This is a genomic window from Sphaerisporangium sp. NPDC004334 (assembly GCF_053602655.1).
Map to the genome: position 1 here is coordinate 17,780 of NZ_JBSGDZ010000022.1, position 16,717 is coordinate 34,496.

At 67.0% G+C, this 16,717-nt stretch carries 19 protein-coding genes; 9 read left to right on the forward strand and 10 right to left on the reverse strand.

Translation table 11 applies throughout. The features are described from left to right. Positions 1–134: 134 nt before the first annotated feature. The 3 genes from ACWEN6_RS27480 to ACWEN6_RS27490 are packed head-to-tail and all read left to right on the forward strand — an operon-like array spanning position 135 to position 4,032. Entirely contained in the window at positions 135–2,207 is a 2,073-nt protein-coding gene (locus ACWEN6_RS27480; RefSeq protein WP_452574105.1) for a helix-turn-helix domain-containing protein, read from the forward strand. Then, complete coding sequence (locus ACWEN6_RS27485; RefSeq protein ID WP_452574107.1) at positions 2,204–3,166, forward strand: hypothetical protein; 963 nt, start codon at positions 2,204–2,206, stop codon at positions 3,164–3,166. Before ACWEN6_RS27480 ends, ACWEN6_RS27485 begins: the two co-directional genes overlap by 4 nt. After that, on the forward strand, positions 3,163–4,032 hold the full coding sequence (locus ACWEN6_RS27490) for a DUF6339 family protein (RefSeq protein ID WP_452574109.1): 870 nt from the start codon (positions 3,163–3,165) through the stop codon (positions 4,030–4,032). Before ACWEN6_RS27485 ends, ACWEN6_RS27490 begins: the two co-directional genes overlap by 4 nt. A gap of 7 nt (positions 4,033–4,039) precedes the next feature. On the opposite strand, the gene ACWEN6_RS27495 is transcribed toward ACWEN6_RS27490, so the two are convergent. Together ACWEN6_RS27495 and ACWEN6_RS27500 are read right to left on the reverse strand one after the other, a co-directional pair. After that, positions 4,040–5,275, reverse strand: coding sequence for a DNA cytosine methyltransferase (locus ACWEN6_RS27495; RefSeq protein ID WP_452574111.1), 1,236 nt, complete (start codon positions 5,273–5,275; stop codon positions 4,040–4,042). Positions 5,276–5,341: 66 nt separating this feature from the next. Then, complete coding sequence (locus tag ACWEN6_RS27500) at positions 5,342–6,343, reverse strand: DNA cytosine methyltransferase (RefSeq protein ID WP_452574113.1); 1,002 nt, start codon at positions 6,341–6,343, stop codon at positions 5,342–5,344. 109 nt (positions 6,344–6,452) lie between these two features. Between ACWEN6_RS27500 and ACWEN6_RS27505 the strand changes: the two genes are divergently transcribed. Beyond that, the gene (locus ACWEN6_RS27505; protein WP_452574115.1) at positions 6,453–6,899 is read left to right on the forward strand and encodes a very short patch repair endonuclease; all 447 of its coding nucleotides are present in this window, start codon (positions 6,453–6,455) and stop codon (positions 6,897–6,899) included. Positions 6,900–7,012: 113 nt separating this feature from the next. On the opposite strand, the gene ACWEN6_RS27510 is transcribed toward ACWEN6_RS27505, so the two are convergent. Genes ACWEN6_RS27510 through ACWEN6_RS27520 form a run of 3 tightly spaced genes read right to left on the reverse strand, consistent with a single transcriptional unit; the run spans position 7,013 to position 8,336 of the window. Beyond that, complete coding sequence (locus tag ACWEN6_RS27510) at positions 7,013–7,285, reverse strand: hypothetical protein (RefSeq protein WP_452574117.1); 273 nt, start codon at positions 7,283–7,285, stop codon at positions 7,013–7,015. Beyond that, on the reverse strand, positions 7,282–7,479 hold the full coding sequence (locus tag ACWEN6_RS27515; protein ID WP_452574119.1) for a DUF397 domain-containing protein: 198 nt from the start codon (positions 7,477–7,479) through the stop codon (positions 7,282–7,284). Before ACWEN6_RS27515 ends, ACWEN6_RS27510 begins: the two co-directional genes overlap by 4 nt. Next, on the reverse strand, positions 7,476–8,336 hold the full coding sequence (locus tag ACWEN6_RS27520; protein ID WP_452574121.1) for a helix-turn-helix domain-containing protein: 861 nt from the start codon (positions 8,334–8,336) through the stop codon (positions 7,476–7,478). The genes ACWEN6_RS27515 and ACWEN6_RS27520 overlap by 4 nt, the downstream gene beginning before the upstream one ends. A gap of 218 nt (positions 8,337–8,554) precedes the next feature. Between ACWEN6_RS27520 and ACWEN6_RS27525 the strand changes: the two genes are divergently transcribed. Next, positions 8,555–9,091: an ATP-binding protein gene (locus ACWEN6_RS27525; RefSeq protein WP_452574123.1), complete on the forward strand. Its 537-nt coding sequence runs from the start codon at positions 8,555–8,557 to the stop codon at positions 9,089–9,091. A 14-nt stretch (positions 9,092–9,105) separates the two neighbouring features. Next, positions 9,106–9,384 (forward strand): hypothetical protein, encoded by a 279-nt coding sequence (locus ACWEN6_RS27530; protein WP_452574125.1) that lies wholly within the window; start codon positions 9,106–9,108, stop codon positions 9,382–9,384. A gap of 169 nt (positions 9,385–9,553) precedes the next feature. On the opposite strand, the gene ACWEN6_RS27535 is transcribed toward ACWEN6_RS27530, so the two are convergent. Beyond that, positions 9,554–10,339 (reverse strand): hypothetical protein, encoded by a 786-nt coding sequence (locus ACWEN6_RS27535; protein ID WP_452574127.1) that lies wholly within the window; start codon positions 10,337–10,339, stop codon positions 9,554–9,556. Between the two features lie 313 nt (positions 10,340–10,652). Here ACWEN6_RS27535 and ACWEN6_RS27540 point away from each other — a divergent pair, with 313 nt between their 5' ends. Further along, complete coding sequence (locus ACWEN6_RS27540; RefSeq protein ID WP_452574129.1) at positions 10,653–11,231, forward strand: GNAT family N-acetyltransferase; 579 nt, start codon at positions 10,653–10,655, stop codon at positions 11,229–11,231. Between the two features lie 129 nt (positions 11,232–11,360). On the opposite strand, the gene ACWEN6_RS27545 is transcribed toward ACWEN6_RS27540, so the two are convergent. After that, positions 11,361–12,131, reverse strand: a complete 771-nt coding sequence (locus ACWEN6_RS27545; RefSeq protein WP_452574131.1) for a class I SAM-dependent methyltransferase — start codon at positions 12,129–12,131, stop codon at positions 11,361–11,363. A gap of 175 nt (positions 12,132–12,306) precedes the next feature. Continuing rightward, positions 12,307–12,885 carry a TetR/AcrR family transcriptional regulator gene (locus ACWEN6_RS27550; RefSeq protein ID WP_354916770.1) on the reverse strand — a complete coding sequence of 193 codons (579 nt, stop codon included), beginning with the start codon at positions 12,883–12,885 and terminating at the stop codon, positions 12,307–12,309. Positions 12,886–12,966: 81 nt separating this feature from the next. On the opposite strand from ACWEN6_RS27550, the gene ACWEN6_RS27555 reads away from it, so the two are divergent. Together ACWEN6_RS27555 and ACWEN6_RS27560 are read left to right on the forward strand one after the other, a co-directional pair. After that, on the forward strand, positions 12,967–14,022 hold the full coding sequence (locus ACWEN6_RS27555) for a saccharopine dehydrogenase NADP-binding domain-containing protein (protein ID WP_452574133.1): 1,056 nt from the start codon (positions 12,967–12,969) through the stop codon (positions 14,020–14,022). 276 nt (positions 14,023–14,298) lie between these two features. Next, the gene (locus tag ACWEN6_RS27560) at positions 14,299–15,093 is read left to right on the forward strand and encodes an ArsR/SmtB family transcription factor (protein ID WP_452574135.1); all 795 of its coding nucleotides are present in this window, start codon (positions 14,299–14,301) and stop codon (positions 15,091–15,093) included. Between the two features lie 193 nt (positions 15,094–15,286). Here ACWEN6_RS27560 and ACWEN6_RS27565 read toward each other — a convergent pair whose 3' ends face one another. Further along, positions 15,287–15,682, reverse strand: coding sequence for a histone-like nucleoid-structuring protein Lsr2 (locus ACWEN6_RS27565; protein WP_452574137.1), 396 nt, complete (start codon positions 15,680–15,682; stop codon positions 15,287–15,289). Positions 15,683–15,920: 238 nt separating this feature from the next. After that, positions 15,921–16,709 carry a tRNA(His) guanylyltransferase Thg1 family protein gene (locus ACWEN6_RS27570; protein WP_452574139.1) on the reverse strand — a complete coding sequence of 263 codons (789 nt, stop codon included), beginning with the start codon at positions 16,707–16,709 and terminating at the stop codon, positions 15,921–15,923. Positions 16,710–16,717 lie beyond the last annotated feature (8 nt).

Below are 16,717 nucleotides of genomic sequence, written 5' to 3' on the forward strand. Positions count from 1 at the left end.
GACATGTGGTCTTGCGTGCTGACCCCTGTTCGGCGGACTTATAGGTGAAGAGCGGCGTAGGGTCCTGTCAAAGCCCCTTTGACGTACTCTGCTGTGTCAAAGGCGAAGTGGGAGCAGCGTCAAGGAGGCGTAGGGTGCACGAGGCTGAGGGGTTCGGGGCCTGGCTCGGCCGGCAGTTACGGCGGAAGGGGATGAGCCAAGCCGACCTCGCCGCCGAACTCGACGTCACCCGAGCCGCCGTCTCCGCATGGATCACCGGTCGCGCGGAACCCCGGATGGAGAAGATTCAGGCCATTGAGGAGATCCTCGGTCTCGCCTCCGGATCGTCGGTGACGAGGACGGAGAGCCCTGACTCGGCGGGTCCCATCATCTGGTATCACCGTCCCGCCCATCCGGACGGCGGCAGAGAGCTGGGCAACGCGGCGACGTTCGCCTTCGAATCCGACCTCGCGGTCCTTGCCCGCGAGACCACGCAGAACAGCCTCGACGAGCGGCTGGTGTCCAACACCCGGCCTGTGAGGGTCCGCCATGTCCTGCACGAGTTGACGGGAGAGCGGCTTCATCGCTTCCTGGACGCCATTCGCTGGAACGACCTGCAAGAGCACTTCGCCGCCGCCGCCGACCCTCGGCAGAAGGTCGGCAGGATCCTCCTCAACGGCCTGCGGGAACTCCAGGAGAGCAGGCGTCTGCTGTTGCTGAGAGTGGACGATTACAACGCGTCCGGCCTGATCGGTCCCGAATACGAGGACGGCAAGTTCGCCGCGGTCGTCCGTCGGCAGTTGGACAGCAACAAGGGGAGGTCGGCGGGCGGCTCGTACGGTCTGGGCAAGGCGACTCTCTGGGCGGCGAGCCAGTTCGGGCTCGTGATGATGCACAGCACCTTGTCCGAGCCGCACGAGGGACGGCGGGAGAGACGGTTGATCGGTCGTTTGGACCTCCCTTGGCGTGAGGTCGACGGCCGAGGGTACGCGGGGCCGGCGTGGTTGGGGGAGGCGGATCCGCAGCATCAAGGGGTGGCGCGGTCCTGGTGGGCGGACGAGAGGACCGTCGAGGAGCTCTACCTGACCAGGGAGAGCAACGACCCGGGGACCTCGTTCCTCGTCGTTGGGGCGTATGACGCCACCGGCGAGGAAGCGGACCTGGAGACGATGCACGGGGTGCTCGTGCGCAGTCTGGCCCGGAACTTCTGGGCATCAATGATCGCGGGTCGTGACCGCGACCCCTTCCTGGAGGCCTCCGTCGTCGCGCTGCGCGACGGACGTATCGTGGTCGCCGAGGAGCGCGTTGATCCCTACCATCACGAGCCTGCTCGGTCCCGAGCGGTAAAGGCCTTTCTTGATGGCGGCACCGTCGAAGAGATGACGAACGCTCAGGACGTCGTGAGGGCCACCGTCCCTCTCACGATTCCTCCACGCAAAGATGCGGGCCGAGCACCGTCCTCAGAGCATCAGGCGGTCCTACTGGTGACTCCGACGGCAGAGGAGGACGACAAACCCAATCGTCTGGTCTGTATGCGCAGCAGTCGCATGGTCGTCATGGAACGTGCGGTGAGTGACGTCCCGTTGGGCGCACCGCGTTTCCAGGCGGTACTGCTCGCCGGGGAGGCGACGGGCGAGAGCACGCCGGTCACGGTGGCGGCCGAGGAGTTCCTCAGAGCCGCTGAGCCGCCGGAGCACAATGACTGGAAGCAGACCGACGACCTGACCGCCAGCTACGCAAGGGGGGCGGCGAGCCGGTTACGCGATTTCCGCCGAGCAATGCTGGACAGGCTCAGGGCGGCGGTCATGCCGGTTGAGGCGCAGGTCGACGACACGCCTCCGGTGCTTCGAGACCTCCTCACCCTCGACCCCCGTCCAGCCCCTCGAAGTCCGGGCTTCCCCACGATCCGGAGCGCGACCGGTTCCATCGACCCAGAGGGCGCCTGGCACGTCAGGGCAGAGGTTCGGCTGCCCGAACGAAACGACGCATGGCTGATGGAACCGGTGCTGCGGTTCGCCACCAGGTCCGGTCCTCGCCCTCAGGCCGAGTGGGCCTCCCTCTCCGCCGAGACCGGGTGTGAGGTCACCGAAGACGGTTTGCTCAGGTTTGCAGCCGGGGTCCGAACCGCGGCGTTCACCGGAGTGAGCGTCGTCGCGAGTCACCCGGTCGCGGCCAGGATGACAAAGGTGGAGGTCGATCTGGTCCGAGCGAAGGAGCGGGGCCGGTGAAGCGTTTGATCCCCTACCCGGTTCTGGCCGGCGACCTCTCTCTGGAGGTCAGGGAGGTGCGACTCGATGGGGTGGCGCTGCCCTTCGCAATGATCTCCTCAGCGAATCGCGTTGTCGCGCTACATCGAGTGGAACGTGAGACTTGGGAGACAGCGCGACTGTCGGTGGTGCTCCGGGTACCGAGTCAGGAGCTCCAGTCCGGTCCCTGGTTCGATATCGGCTGCTTGGCGATGCTGTCGGAACGACGCACCAACGTGCGCACGGCCGCGCGTCTTCGAGAGGACGCTCCGGGTTCCTGGGTGGGCGAGGTGGTGCTCTACCACGATCGTCATGTGGCACGCGCGGATCTGACCGCCACCATGGTGGGGACCGTGGGGGAGGTGGCGGGGCGGGCGATCGGTGAGGCCCGCGACGCCTGGACCATCGACCTTCAAGCACGTGCTCCCGTCAAGGCCCAAAGCATCAAGACCGTCTGGGCCGACTTCGCCGACGAACGACAGCCCCATCTTCATCCGTTTCGTCTGGACCCGTGGTTGGTGGAGGCGGTCGGCGACATGCCCGTGCTGTACCTGAACAGGGGGTTCGAAGGTCTGGAGAACCTGCTGAGAAGCAACCGCGTCACCGACAGGCCGGTTCGAGACGCCATCGCCGCGCAGATCGCGGCGGACGTATGGACGACCCTTTTCAACACGGCCGTGTACGCCGTGCAGGAGGAGGACGGACGTCCGCAGTGGCCCGGTGGCTGGCAGGAGTCCGCTCTTCGACGGATGTTGCCGGACGTCTTTCCTGATCGTTCCTTGGACGACGCCCTGGTGGAGATCATAAGCCGTCGCCAGGTCGGGGACGGCGGGGATCTACAGACGCGCATCCTGCACGCCGCCGGACGACAGGGCCGAGTCCCGCGTAATCTCGCAGGTCTGCTCCGGACTCTGCGCCGTACCGGACAGGGAGACGAATGAGCACCATCCCGGAGCACCTCGCGTTGCTGCCCGATGATGTGGCGGCGAAGCATCTGACGATCGCGGCCCTTCAAGGACGCGAGCCCTTTCAGACCGTCGCGATCGACCGTTCCTGTGAGGCATTGCCAGCGGAGGTACGCTGGGCCACTGAGCCCATGTGCGATCTGTTGGACGAGGCGATCAAACGGTTCGATGACGACGCGCCTCGAACGGCGGCGGACGCGTGGCTGGCACCCCGACTTCACGCCACCTTGCGACTGACGCGCAGAGAGGCGGCCGACAACCGTCTGTGGAACCACCTCGCTCTGCGAGTAGCACCTCAATACATTTTCTGGCGGCACCAGGGCAGATCTTCTCGCGAGCAGTCGGTGCCGACGGTGAACCGGAACCGGTTCTCGGGCCCCTTCTACTCCCAGGCATTCGCCCGCCTGTGGTGGGCGGCCGAATTGTTCCGCGACGGATACGACTACCGGCCGGTCGTCACCGCTTGTGGGAACCAGGATGTGCTGAACACCGTCCTCCGACTGGAGATCATTCTTCATAGGCCGGTGGCCCAAGCCTTGATCCGGTTGCTGGAACAGGGGGTCGTACGCACAGGGCGAGACGTGAACGCGCTCGCCCAGGCCGTGAACGTCACGGGAACCACCTTGATGTTCGAGGCGATCGCCCCCGACGCGGACCCCGACCCGGACGCCTATCGAAGCTGGATCGAGAGTGTGGGGGACGGGTTGGTGCCGTTGGACTCCCTGCCTGATGGTCCCGACGACGGGAGGGCGCCTCTCGGCGCGGTGAAGACCCTCGTTCCTCTTTTCGAACGGCTCTTTGCCGACGCGCCGGTACGCGGCAGGACGGCTGTGAGCGAATGAAGGGGCATCACAGCGTCGTCGCCGAGACGGGGCCGGCCACGTGACCGGTGGCCCTCAGATATGCGTACACCCGCCCTGCGATGGCCTTGGCCAGACCGACCGGGACGGCGTTCCCTATTTGCCGCGCTATTTCGACCTTACTGCCGCACCAAAGATAGTCTTCGGGGAACCCTTGCAGCAGTGCCGCCTCATAGTGGGTGATGGGTCGATGGGCCCAGGGATGTAGATAACGCCCCTTCTCTGGTTTGTAGAACTCTGTGCGAATGGTCACCGCAGGGCGATCTAGATACAACCTGCCCATCACGTCGTGCGAGCCGGAGCGGTGGTTCAGCCAACTCTCCGTGGAACGATCAGGGCGGATGTCATGTCGGTTGCCGCCCGGAGGGATGTCCTTGTATCGCAGAAGGGACAGCTCTGTTGGATTACGGCCAATGTGCAGGTCGGTCGTCTTGAATGGGCCCGAAACCGTCTTGCCGAGGAGTTCGCAGCGGGCCTCGGGAAGGTTCGTCGTGGCCGGCTCCTCCGGAGTATTGGGCCGCCCGGGGACTCCGAACACCGCGCTGACCGGTACCCACGTGGCCAAGGCATTCGGGCCCATGAACAGAGAGGCGTCCAGTTTACGGGGGTCCGCGTGAGTCGCCTGCGGATGATTGAGCGGTGCCCTGTCAGGATGTTCCTTGAGGAGGTCACGATGCGTGGCCAGTACGATGGCCCGCTTCCTGGCCTGCGGCACGCCGTAATCGGCGGCGACCAGATGGCTCGACTTAAGCACGTAGTCCTTCAGGTCGCCGTTCGCCGCGGCCACTTGTAGCGCTGCGTATTCGGAGGACCTGAAGAAGCGGTCGACGTTCTCAATGACAAAAATTTTCGGTTGAAGTCGCTTCACCACCTTCATGTATTCACGCCACAGGCGGTTACGAGGATCGTCGGGGTCGCCCTTACCTAAACCGGAGAACCCCTGGCAGGGAGGTCCACCCAAGATCACGTCGACCTCGCCTTGGACTTCGCCGGGATCCCATTTCTTGATGTCGCCCGCGAAGATGCGGCGCAAGCCTCCCGCCTCGGTGGCGAAGTTCGCGGCGTAGGTCGTGGCCGCCGCCAGATCCCACTCGACCGCGCCTACCGTACGAAAGGGGGACCTGTAGCCGCCTTCCGGGACGAACTGGTGAAAGCCCTGCGTGAACCCCCCACAGCCTGCGAACAAGTCGACGACGTTGATCTGATCGGGGGGCGTGGCGGTCATGGCGTAACCATATCGACCCGCGCAAGAGGGTTCGTCTGGGCTGGGGACAGGGCCTGCGATCAGTGGTTATGCTTCGCCGTCGGCTTGGAGCGTCTCCTCTTGGGCCGACAGGGCACGTGCGAGACTCGTGCCGAGGGCCGCTGCGAGCGGCGGTGGGAACGCATGTCCCACCTGCCGATAGCGTGCCGTCTTCCTGCCTGAGATGACCCAGTCCTCAGAAAACCCCTGCAGCACGGCGACCTGGGGCACGGTCAGCTTCGGCAGTCCCTGCGGGGCGGCTGCTGGATCGAATACGAAGTCGGGGCCTGGCACGTCATCCGCGATGCTGACGCCGTTGACCCCTAGCCTGGCCCAGATGTTCTTCGTTCGTGTAGGACCGAGGTCTGCGCCCCCTCTGTCCTTGGACCCACCGATGATCGGCGGTGCGACCTCGTTCGCGGCGAGTCGCCACTCTGCCGCACCCTTCCAGCCGTGGCTCGCCATTGACCGCCAGAGCGCTTCCCCCACTGTGGTGGCGCCCCCAACTGGCTCGGGCCAATGGAACGCCCCGATGTCATGCGCTCGCATCGCGATGAGGACGCCATGCTCCCGGCGCTGAGGTACACCGAAGTCCTGCGCGTCGAGAATGCCCCAGAGGCACTCGTAGGCGTTGTTCTTGAGTTCGGCCTCGACGAACTCCCTCACCTCGGTGAACTTCGCGCCGCTGACGAGCGCAGGCACATTCTCCAGCAGGATCGCTCGAGGGCGCACTTCCAGCGCGAGCCAGATCGCAGCGCGCAGTAGGTCGTATTTTGGCTCGATCCGAGGCTGCTTGCCGGCAATGGTGTACGGGAACCGAGGAAGGCCGCCCGCGAGTAGATCGACATCCAGGACCTGCGGGTGATCGCTGCCTACGAATTCCAGGAGGTCGAGTTGTTGGACGTCCCATTCGGGACGGTTGGTGCGGAGGGTGGCACATGCGTGGGGGTCATTGTCGACGAGCATCACCGGGTCGAAGCCCGCCGCCTCCAGGCCGATGGCCAGGCCACCTGCTCCTGCGCAGATCTCCAGGCTGGTGAACCTTCTCATGGGCGACTCCTCTGCTTTGCAGGCAGATTAGCCCGAACGGGCACGGCTGCTCAGCCCGCTGCGTAGTCTTCTCGTCTCGTAGGGCGTTTCGTGTTCGTACGGTGGAGATATGGCAGTTGTGAGACCAGTGGGCGCGTCGAGCGAGGGTGCGCGTAAGAGCATGCAGGCGAACAAGGGGAGGGATACCAAGCCCGAACTCGCCTTGCGAAGTGCGGTGCACGCCCTCGGTCTTCGTTACCGTGTCTCGGTCCGGCCGCTGCCTAAGGTACGGCGCACCGCCGACCTGGTGTTCACCAAGGCGAAGCTGGCGGTGTTCCTGGACGGGTGCTTCTGGCATGGGTGCCCTGATCATCACACGAAGTCGGCGACCAACGCGGCCTACTGGGCGGAGAAGGTCGTCCGCAATCGGGAGCGCGACGCCGAGACCGACCGGAAGTTGACGGAGGCCGGGTGGCAGGTGATCCGAGTGTGGGAGCACGAGAATCCCAAGGACGCTGCCGTTCGCGTCGCCGAGCAGGTGCGCAGCATTCGTCAGCGAGACTTGGCACGCAAGTGATGTAGCTCCGCGACGGCCGGGCTGCGACGATCGCGGCCTGTACCGGATCTGGGACGGCCTTGTTCTACCTCGCTGATCGGGTTCGCCGGTTCGGCTGGAGCGGGTACGAAGAACTACAGCCCTGGTCCGCGGAGTATGTGGTGGCCTGGGGAGGCGATCACGCCAGACAGGTCGCCGTGGAAGGTCACGATGGGAAAGATCTCTTCTGCGACGTCGTCCGGAGTGTGCCAGTCGCTGTTGATGCCAGCGAAGTGGTCGCTGGTCAGGGAGACCGCCTGGCCAGCGGCCGAACCGTAGTTTTCTGCCTGTACTACGCAAACGGGTGGGTCGAGGTCGCCGTGTGATGATGACCAGTCGAGAACGCAGGTCCAGACCTGCGTCGTCATTTGATCTTCGCTAGAAAGGCGCTCCACGCCTGGTGGCGCAAGATAAGGATGAGGCCGTCGGGACACTTGGAGTCGCGTACCGCGACGTGCGATGCCATTCGGGCGACCTCTACGCAGTTTTCGCCCTGGCCTGTGCTGTAGCTGCTCTTGCGCCAGTGGATGCTTGACGGGTCGATGTCGCGACGAGTGCTCATTCTTCGCTCCTGAAGCCGGACTGGACCGATTGGATGAATCGGACAGACTCTGCTGGGCCAAGGGCGATTGCCCGGAGGTGGTCGAACATCAGCGTATATTGCATTACTTCTTCCGTCTCCTCCAGATACAGGCCGGTCGCCGCGGTCTCCAGGTAGATGATCGGCGCGAAGAACTGCGGTGTCGGGAAGTCGAGGATGACGAACGGACCGGACAGGCCGGGATGGGCGCCGGCCGAGGTGCGGATGACCTGCATCGTGACGCGCGGATGCTCGCTCATGTCGATGAGTCGTTGCAACTGTTCGTGCATGGTCTCGCTGTCGCCCACGGGGCGCCGGATGGCCACCTCGTCGAGTACGACCCACAGCGTCGGGCCGTCGCCGTCACGTGTGAGCAACTGCTGCCGTGCCATGCGAGCCTCGGTGCGTCGCCTGACTTCCTTGGGGTCCGTGATGAGCGTGGCGCGGATCACCGTTCGGGCGTACGCCTCGGTTTGGAGGAGGCCCGGAATGACCTGTGGTTCGAAGTTTCTGATCGTGGAAGCTTGAGCTTCCAGATCGAGGTAGGAGCCGGTGAGGACATCGCGGTATTCGGTCCACCAGCCCTTCTGTCGGCTGTGTCGGGCGAGTGCGAGGAGTGCCTCGCGACGTGCCCCCTGCACCTCGTAGAGGTCGAGCAGATCCCGAAGGTCGCCGACGCTGATGCCTGAGCGGGCACTCTCGACTCGCCACACCTTCGTCGCGTGCCAGTCGAGCCGTTCGGCGATCTCCTCCCTGGAGAAGCCGGTCGCATCGCGCAGACGCTCCAACTCGGTGGCGAGTCTGCGATGCCGGATGGTGGGGTTCGTCCGTTGAGGCATTTCATTCGGCCCTTCTGGTGTTCGGGGTGATTTGGCGCATTTTGATATGCCGGGTGGTACGGGCTGCGGTGTGCGTTCCTCGCTCGAGATCAGGTGTGATTTCTCAGAAGTTTTTGAATAGTGGTTGCGTGTTAGTAATCAAGCGGTCACGCTCGGTAGAGCTTGCCATCGGGCCTGCTGCTAGCGCAGCAAAATCGCGGATCTGGAGGTGCTGGGCGATGACCATGGACCAGGCGGGGGCTGTGGAGGGGCACGTCGCGGTGGGGGAGTTGGTAGGGGCGCCGGGTGTGTGGAGTTTGGTGCCGAATCCGCCGGTGGTGGGGGAGGCACTGCGGGTGCGGTCGTTCCGGCGGGAGACGTTCCGGGCGACCGGTGATCAGGTGTCGCAGGCGCGGCAGGTCACGCAGCAGACGCTGCTCGATCATCCGGCGACGGAGATCGCGGTCCTGCTGGTGTCCGAGCTGTCGTCGAACTCCGTCCGGTACAGCGGATCGTCCTTCTTCACCCTGGCCATCGTCCGGACGTTCGCCGAGGACCTGCACATCAAGGTCATGGACGAGGGGAACAACGGCCTGCCGCGGCTGCTGCGGGACGATCAGGGCGCCGAGAGCGGCCGGGGCATGCGCCTGGTCGACGCGCTGGCCAAGCAGTGGGGCATCACCCGGCGGCGCGGCGACGGCATGGCCGTGTGGTTCGACGTGGACGAGAAGCTGCCCGAGACGTGGGTCGACCTGCTGCTCGTCGGCGAGAGCTGAGCGGAGGCGGCCGGATGTGTCACCTCACCGATCGCGACCGCCAGGCGCTCCGCCTGGCCGCCGAGCTGCGCAGGCGCATGCAGGAGTGGCTCGGCCGTCGAGGGATCGCCGCCTCCCCGGTCATCTCACCGTTCATCGACCCGGCCGGAGACGCCAGCGTCCTGATCAGGATGAACGCCCACGCGGCGCTGGCGATGATCGTCGGCTTCGAGGAGCAGCGCCGAGGGAACGCCGGGATGTGTGACGCCCGGATCTGGCCGCCGGAGAAGGACGTCGATGGGCGCCGCCCGTAGGAGGACGTCGATGGGCGCTACCCGGGTGTGAGGGCTTGCGTGGGCGATGAGACCAGGTCACCTGCCTGCGCATCGGCTCGGTAGCGCAGACGCCGCGTTCTGATGTCCTTGTGCGGCGACGCCTGCCGGCCGTGCTCGACCCTCGGCACCTTCGAGGACAGCCGTCCTGTCAGGTCAGCACCCGGACTTGATCGGCGGGAGGAGCGGCCACGGTCGTAGCACCCCAATCGGAGAAGGTGATCTCCATCGGGGTCTTCGCGTTCAGTCGTTGCCGCATCGGTCGCCCCTGGCCGTCGAGCCAGAGCTCGTACGTGGTGCGCGCGCCGAACTCCTTGAGTAACTTCTCGCGAAGCCGCGTCTGTGCCGCCTTGTCGCCGGCCCGGACCAGGGTGTATTCGTCTTCGGTGTCCTGCCCGAACGGCAGCGGGTCGTACACCTTGAGGAAGGCGTCGAGATCCAATTCATCGAGTGCCTTCCGCATGTCGATGGTGACCGTGTAGTGGTCGAGCCCGCCTTCGGATGCCGGGCCGCTCGCTCGTCCTGTCGCCGCCAGCAGTGCGTGCACCCGGTGGCTGTTCACCAGGGTCATGGCCTGTTTCGTGAGCAAGCCGATGCCCAGCAGGTTGTACGGCTCGTGCTCTTTGGTGATCTTGTCCCAGGCCTTACCCGGCGCCACCTCCTCCCCGAGCATCTGCATGTACCCGGCACCGCCCGTCTGGATGAGCCGTCCGCGAAAGCCCTTGCCGAAATCGGCGGAGATGTCCTGGTCCTGCCCCTTGATGACCACGGTGGCGCTCTGGATCCCCTTCTTCGCCACCCGCTTGACGTCCGGGTGCGCCTGCAGATACGTCTCGATGTATCCGGCGATCTCGGGAGCGGTCTTCGGTCCCGAGCCGCAACTTGCCACCAGCAACGCCAACACGGTGATCACCACATATCTGGGCACGTCGGGCATGCTCGCACGGCCGCGTGCAGAACCCTCTGGCAGAGACGTGCAGATCGCGTGCAGAAAGATCTGTCCATGCCCCCGGAGCCGGCATCGATGCGGACATGCGAGCGCACAGGCGCGAAAGCGCGATCGCCGACGACGAAAGCGCCGTCCGCATCTGTCTCCCTCTCCTGAAGGGAGGAGATCACGTGCGCTACGCGAAGCCCCACAGGGGCTCGACCTGGGCGGATGCGAATATCGGTGGGCACAGCGTGGACGGGGGGAGCGCTGGTCGATACTTGGATGACCGGCTAGTGGCTCGTGCGCGAGAATGCGGCGCATGTCTCAGGCGAAGCTGCGCACCGACCGCATTGAGCTTGTTCCCCTGTCCGACGAGCACCTCGAAGACGAGATCGCGCTCGACGCCGACCCCGAGGTCATGCGGTACCTCGGCAACGGCCGTGCTCGCAGCCGTGAGGAGGTCGAGGTTCTCCATGGGCAGCGGCTCGCGGCCGCGGAGCGCGTCGCCGGACTGGGTTTCTGGGCCGGGTTCGTGGACGGGCGGTTCGTCGGCTGGTGGATCCTGCAGCCGCCGGAGCGCGCCGACCAAGGGCCGGTCGAGGGGCAGGCCGAGCTCGGCTACCGGCTCCTGCGTCGCTACTGGCGCCAGGGGTTGGCCAGCGAAGGAGCCCGCGAGCTCATCCGGCAGGGGTTCGAAGATCTCCGGCTGCACCGCATCTTCGCCGAGACCATGGTGGTCAACACCGCCTCCCGCGCGACCATGACCGCACTCGGGATGGAGCATGTCCGTACGTTCCACATGGAGTGGGACGAGCCGATCCCCGGCAGCGATCTTGGTGAGGTCGAGTACGCGATCACCCGAGAGCAGTGGCTCGCCTGCCAGGCGGCCGAGGCGTGACCAGAGCGCTTGCGCCGATGAGCCAGGGCACGGCCGGTACGGCGGCGTGAGCGAGAGTTCTGCTGGAGGGCAGGACTCGGCAAGCCGCGGACAGAAGTCGTCTGAGATGGCGCCCAGCCGCAGGGGGGGTCAGGCGATCAGCAGGCGGAGGCCGAGTTCTGCTTCTTCGAGGGCGAGGAGGGCTTGGTTGCGTTCGTGCCATCGGCCGGAGGTGAGGTCGTCGCGGAGGGCGTGGACCGCGCGTTGCTCGGCGTCCGGGCCGACTGTCGTCCAGACCGACATTCCGCGGCGGACGTTCTCGTCCAGGTATGCCTCGGGACGGCGCCAGTAGGCCTCGAAGAAGCCGTCGGTGCAGTCCCACGGGATGGGCACCGGTTCGATCCGGGCTCCGATCGCATCGGCCAGCTCGGTTATCGAAGGCCGGCCGACAAGGAGGTCGGCGACCTCGGGCAGGTAGTCGCGGGTGAGCCAGAACCGGTGAAGCCATCCGGTGTCACTGGTGTCGTGCGTGAACACCACCACGCGGCGAGCGACCCGCCGCAGCTCGCGCAGGCCGGCGATCGGGTCCTGCCAGTGGTGGATGGAGGCGACGGCCATCGCGGCGTCGAACGACTGGTCGTCGAACGGCAGGTTCTCGGCCGATCCGATCAGGCACGGCGCCGCCTCCGCGGGGCGCTGCGAACGCATGAGCGCCGACGGTTCCACCGCGAGGACGTGGCGGTCGGGGGGCTCGTAGGACCCGGTGCCCGCCCCGACGTTCAGGATGGTCCGGGCTTCGCCGAGCGCGGCCCAGATCTGCGCGGCGATGCGCGGTTCGGTGCGCCGTGTCGCGGTGTAGGTGGCTCCGATGGTGTCGTACAACTGCCCGCTGGACATTGACGCCGCCTCTCTGGCTGTCACCCTCGCCGGCTCCGTGTCGTCCCGGTGGCCTGGAGGCGTGCCCCTGCCCGGGAGGTCGCTTGATCGCTGTTTCACCCTACTGACGGAACAGGGACTTGAGCATGCGACCAGGGGGCCGGCTGCGAGGGGAGTGGTGCTTCCCGCGGAAGCCCGAGCTCCCATCGAGTCGTTCGGCTCACGTCGAGGGCGTGTTCGTCAGGTGCCTCATCGCCGCCAGCGTCTGGTTGATGGTGGCCGGGAGGTCGGGGTCGCCATGCTGGTCGAGCCAGCGGGTCACCGCTATCCGGAACGTTGTCACGGCGATCTCGGCCGCCAGCCGGGCGGTCAGGTCGTCGACGCCGCGGTCGCGGAAGCCCTGCTCCAGGGCCTTGGACATCAGCGAGAACTTGCGCAGCTCGCGCTCATGCAGGGCGGGTTCGGCGTCGATCACGGCCCGTCGGCGTAGCAGGTAGTCGAGGCTGCGGCCTTCGAAGATCTCGGCCGCGGCGGGGGCCAGGCCTTCGGCGATCAGTTCCATCGGGCCGAGCGACGGCGGGGCCTCGGCCATGAGGCGGGCCACCTGCTCGGGCACCATCTCCTCGCCGGCGAACAGCACCTCACGCTTGTCGGCGAAGTGCCGGAAGAACGTACGGGTCGTGAGCCCGGCCCTCGCCGTGATCTGCGGCACCGTCGTCTCGGTGAAGCCCTGCTCGAGGAAGAGATCGAGCGCGGCCTGCTCGAGCCGTTCTCGCGCACCCGGCTGCCATCGACCCATGCGGCACATTCTAGTGATGACACGCCATGTCGTGTCATGCCATAGTGATGACACGACGTGCCATGACTGTGGGAGGCGAACATGACGGGTGAGATCTGGGTGCTCGGCGCGACCGGACGGGTCGGCCGGGAGGCGGTGGAGCGTCTACGGCAGGCGGGCGCCGAGGTGGTGGTGGCGGGCCGCGATCGGGAGCGGCTGGCTCAGGTGTGTCCGGAGGCCCGGGCGGTGACCGGCTCGCTCGACGAGGTCTGCGCGCGGCTGGCCACCGAGGCGCCGGCCGTCGTGATCAACACGGTGGGCCCGTTCACGGTCACGGCGCCGCGGGTCGCGCGGGCCTGTCCGCCGGGCACCCACTACGTCGACGTCGCCGCCGAGCTGAGCGCGTTCGAACTGCTCCACGGCATGGACCGGGAGGCGGCGGCAACCGGTCGCACGCTGGTCTGCGGGGCGGGCTTCGGCGTGCTCGCGACCGAGAGCATCCTGCTGCATCTGCTGGCGGCCGAGGAGAGGCCATCGCGGGTACGCATCGACGCCGTCGCGTCGGTCGCGATCGAACCCGGCGCCCTCGGCGAAGCTCTGGCCGCCACCATCGTGCACGCGTTGCTCGACGGCGGCCGCGAGGTGCGGCAGGGCCGGTTGATACGCACCCGGGCCGGCGGTGCCGCCGAGCGGCTGACCACCCCCGACGGCGACGTGGTCACCACCGCTTCCCTGGGGGGTGGCGAGCTCTTCGCGGCCTGGCGGGCCAGTGGCGCCCCGTCGGTGATCGGCGCCTCGGCTCTCGTTCCGGCCAACCCGGCCGTCCGAGCGGCCCTGCCGGTGATCAGTGGCGTGCTGCGTTCGCCCGGCGTCGCGGGCTTCGTCACTCGGCGGCTCGCCGGCGTCACGACGACCACGGCCAAGGAGCGCCCGCGCCGATCGTCCTGGGGCCGAGCCCGGGTCGAATGGCCGTCCGGTCGCGTGCGTGAGGGCTGGCTGCGCACCGGCGAAGGCATGACGTTCACGGTCGGCGCCGTCACCGAGGTGGCCCAGCGTCTGGCCAAGGGCGAGGGCCGCCCCGGCGCGTTCACCCCGGCCAGGCTCTTCGGACCCGAGGTGGCGCTGGCCGCCGGCGCCGAGTTCATGATCACGGACTGAGAAAGTCCTGGCGGAACGGGTCCCCTTCAAGCCGGGGGGCGAGCTCGGCCCGACCGGTCGCGCCACGTGGTCGTCGGCGGCGCCTGTGAGGGGCATGCCGAGATGCCTGTGCGGGTCAAGTGCCGAGACGGTCGGCTTCTGCGTCCGCTCATCGTGGCCGCGCTGGGACAGGTCGCGCGGGTACACGCCGGTCTTGACAGGCAGCCGTCTGGCTGCCTAAGTTAAAGGCAGTCGAAAGGCTGCATATCAGATGGCGACCGGGGTACGAGGGCGGGCATGGACGAGGTTTTCAAGGCGCTGGCCGATCCGAGCCGGCGCGCGCTGCTCGACTCGCTGAACGCCCGCAACGGGCAGACGCTGCGCGAGCTGTGCGCCGGGCTCGACATGGCCAGGCAATCCGTCAGCAAGCACCTGGCGGTGCTGGAGGAGGCCGGGCTCGTCGCCACCGTGCGGCGGGGCCGGGAGAAGCTGCACTACCTCAACGCCGCGCCCGTGCACGAGATCGCCCACCGGTGGATCAGCCGCTACGACCAGGCCAGGGTCCAAGCCCTGGCGGACCTGAAACTCGCCCTGGAGGAACCCCCGATGGACGCGCCGACCTTCGTCTACACCACCTACATCCGCACCACCCCGCAGAAGCTCTGGCAGGCGCTGACCGAGCCGGCCTTCACCCGCCGCTACTGGGCCACCGAGTTCGACACGGACTGGGCCGTCGGCTCGCCGATGACCTGGGACAACCACGGCGTCAAGATCAGTGACTCCGAGCAGGTCGTGCTGGAGGCCGACCCCTACAAGCGGCTCTCCTACACCTGGCACGCCATCACCCCCGAGCTCGCCAAGCGCTTCGGCTGGGACGACGAGACGCTCGCCCGGCTGTCCGGCGAGGCCCGCTCGAAGGTCACCTTCACGATCGACGAGGAGGCCGCGCAGGTCGTGAAGCTCACCGTCGTACACGACGGCTTCGAGCCCGCGTCCAGCCTGGCCGAGATGGTCGTCCACGGATGGCCGAACGTGGTGGCGAGCCTGAAGACGCTCCTGGAGACCGGCGAACCGCTGCCGGGCGATGCGTGACGTCCCCGATCGGGGTTCGACGGCGTCGCGAGGTGCCGCTTGCGTGTGGAACAGCCCGGGGATCAGCGACGGTTCGCAGACGTGGAAGCCGCTGATCCGTTCGCGCCACGGAGCCGCGGCCTGCTGGAGTCACCGTAAGCCGATGCTCTCCGGCCGGGCTGTTCGTTGATGCCGGCTTTCCGGGGCTTGTGTCCTAGGCCTCTCCGCCTGCTGGTTCGTCCGGCGCCGGTTGCGGGGAGGTGGCGTCGGGGTGGGCGGCGATGAACTTCTCGAGGACCTCGTCGGCGAGCTTGCCCCGGGCGGGGACGTCCAGGCCCTGCTCGCGCGCCCATTCGCGGACGTCGGTGAGGGTGTAGCCCCGCAGGCGGGGGGAGGTGTCGGCGGTCTTCTTCGCGCGGGTCGCCTGCTTCACCTCGCGGGAGCTCTCGAGAACCTGCTCGATGAACGCCAGGGCCTCGCTCAGCCGTTGCTGGTTGGCGTCGGACAGGTCGATGGCGAAGGTCCGGTTCAGCAGCGGGAACTCCCGTCTCGCCACGTCATCGCCCTCGGAGTGGTCGAGGTCGTCGACCAGTATCACCTTCTGCGCCACGTGCTGCCCTTTCCGGGTGGATCATCAGTTGTCTGTCTGAACCGTGGCATCATACTGGTGTTCGAGAAATGATCGTGCGATCGACTCGCCCACAGGGGCGCACATGGCGGGCCGGTCGGACGTCGCCGGCCTCGCCGGTAGGGTCCGCCGACCTCGCGCGGCGGGAGTCGGTCAAGGTGTGCCGGTGGTGCCGTCGGTCAAGGTGTGCCGGTGGTGCCGGAGGATCGGGCAGAGCCTCTCATCGCACCGACGGCGCAGACTTGGCTGCCTGCGCTTCGTCGGGGTCCATCAGGTGTTCGACCAGTCTCCGGTAGTCGTCCTTCATCGGCAGGTCGGTTTCGACGTGGACGCGCCGCCGCCGGGTGGTGACGTTGACGTCGCGGATCGGGTCGTGACCGTGGTGGCCGTAGGTCTCCCACCACAAGCCGATGCCGCGGCGCTGCCAGGCGGGCAGTTCGTTGAAGTTGACGCCGTGCTGGTACAGCAGCTCGTTCTTGTCGGCGATGCTCGCCCGTTCCAGCAGCTTGGTGGCCTCGCGCCGGGAGCGGCCGTCCTTGCGCAGGGTCCAGTAGCACCAGCTGTTGAGCGCGCAGCGCGCGGCGTCGGCCTGCCGCCAGGACAGGTAGTCCACGACGTCCTCGACGCCGTTGCCGAGCCAGACGCGGCTGTCGAAGTGGACGGGTTCACCCGCGGCGTGGGTGAAGGCCGCGGCGGCGACGGACGCGGACAACGACACCAGTTTCTCCACCTCGCGGCCGAACAGGTCGAAAGCCGGGGGAAGCACGACGGAGATCTCATCGCTTTCGGTGTACGCGTACCGTCCGCCGAACTCCTCCAGCAGGCTTCGCGCGGTTCCGGTCATGAGGGTGGAGAAGCGCTGGTCGAATGGCTTGTCGAAGCGCTGCTCGGTGTAGCGGGAGAAGCTGCGGCCGTCCACCCGGATGACGGCCCACGCGCCCGGCAGCAAGGTCAGCGAGTGGAACCATTCCCGCGCTCGCATCCGTGCTTCCAGCTCATTGCCGTTCACGGCTCTCC

Excerpts from the sequence above, each read along its gene's own strand:
- ACWEN6_RS27490 (WP_452574109.1), top strand. The coding sequence starts at position 3,163 with ATGAGCACCATCCCGGAGCACCTCGCGTTGCTGCCCGATGATGTGGCG.
- ACWEN6_RS27495 (WP_452574111.1), bottom strand. The coding sequence starts at position 5,275 with ATGACCGCCACGCCCCCCGATCAGATCAACGTCGTCGACTTGTTCGCA.
- ACWEN6_RS27500 (WP_452574113.1), bottom strand. The coding sequence starts at position 6,343 with ATGAGAAGGTTCACCAGCCTGGAGATCTGCGCAGGAGCAGGTGGCCTG.
- ACWEN6_RS27505 (WP_452574115.1), top strand. The coding sequence starts at position 6,453 with ATGGCAGTTGTGAGACCAGTGGGCGCGTCGAGCGAGGGTGCGCGTAAG.
- ACWEN6_RS27510 (WP_452574117.1), bottom strand. The coding sequence starts at position 7,285 with ATGACGACGCAGGTCTGGACCTGCGTTCTCGACTGGTCATCATCACAC.
- ACWEN6_RS27515 (WP_452574119.1), bottom strand. The coding sequence starts at position 7,479 with ATGAGCACTCGTCGCGACATCGACCCGTCAAGCATCCACTGGCGCAAG.
- ACWEN6_RS27520 (WP_452574121.1), bottom strand. The coding sequence starts at position 8,336 with ATGCCTCAACGGACGAACCCCACCATCCGGCATCGCAGACTCGCCACC.
- ACWEN6_RS27525 (WP_452574123.1), top strand. The coding sequence starts at position 8,555 with ATGACCATGGACCAGGCGGGGGCTGTGGAGGGGCACGTCGCGGTGGGG.
- ACWEN6_RS27530 (WP_452574125.1), top strand. The coding sequence starts at position 9,106 with ATGTGTCACCTCACCGATCGCGACCGCCAGGCGCTCCGCCTGGCCGCC.
- ACWEN6_RS27535 (WP_452574127.1), bottom strand. The coding sequence starts at position 10,339 with ATGCCCGACGTGCCCAGATATGTGGTGATCACCGTGTTGGCGTTGCTG.
- ACWEN6_RS27540 (WP_452574129.1), top strand. The coding sequence starts at position 10,653 with ATGTCTCAGGCGAAGCTGCGCACCGACCGCATTGAGCTTGTTCCCCTG.
- ACWEN6_RS27550 (WP_354916770.1), bottom strand. The coding sequence starts at position 12,885 with ATGGGTCGATGGCAGCCGGGTGCGCGAGAACGGCTCGAGCAGGCCGCG.
- ACWEN6_RS27555 (WP_452574133.1), top strand. The coding sequence starts at position 12,967 with ATGACGGGTGAGATCTGGGTGCTCGGCGCGACCGGACGGGTCGGCCGG.
- ACWEN6_RS27560 (WP_452574135.1), top strand. The coding sequence starts at position 14,299 with ATGGACGAGGTTTTCAAGGCGCTGGCCGATCCGAGCCGGCGCGCGCTG.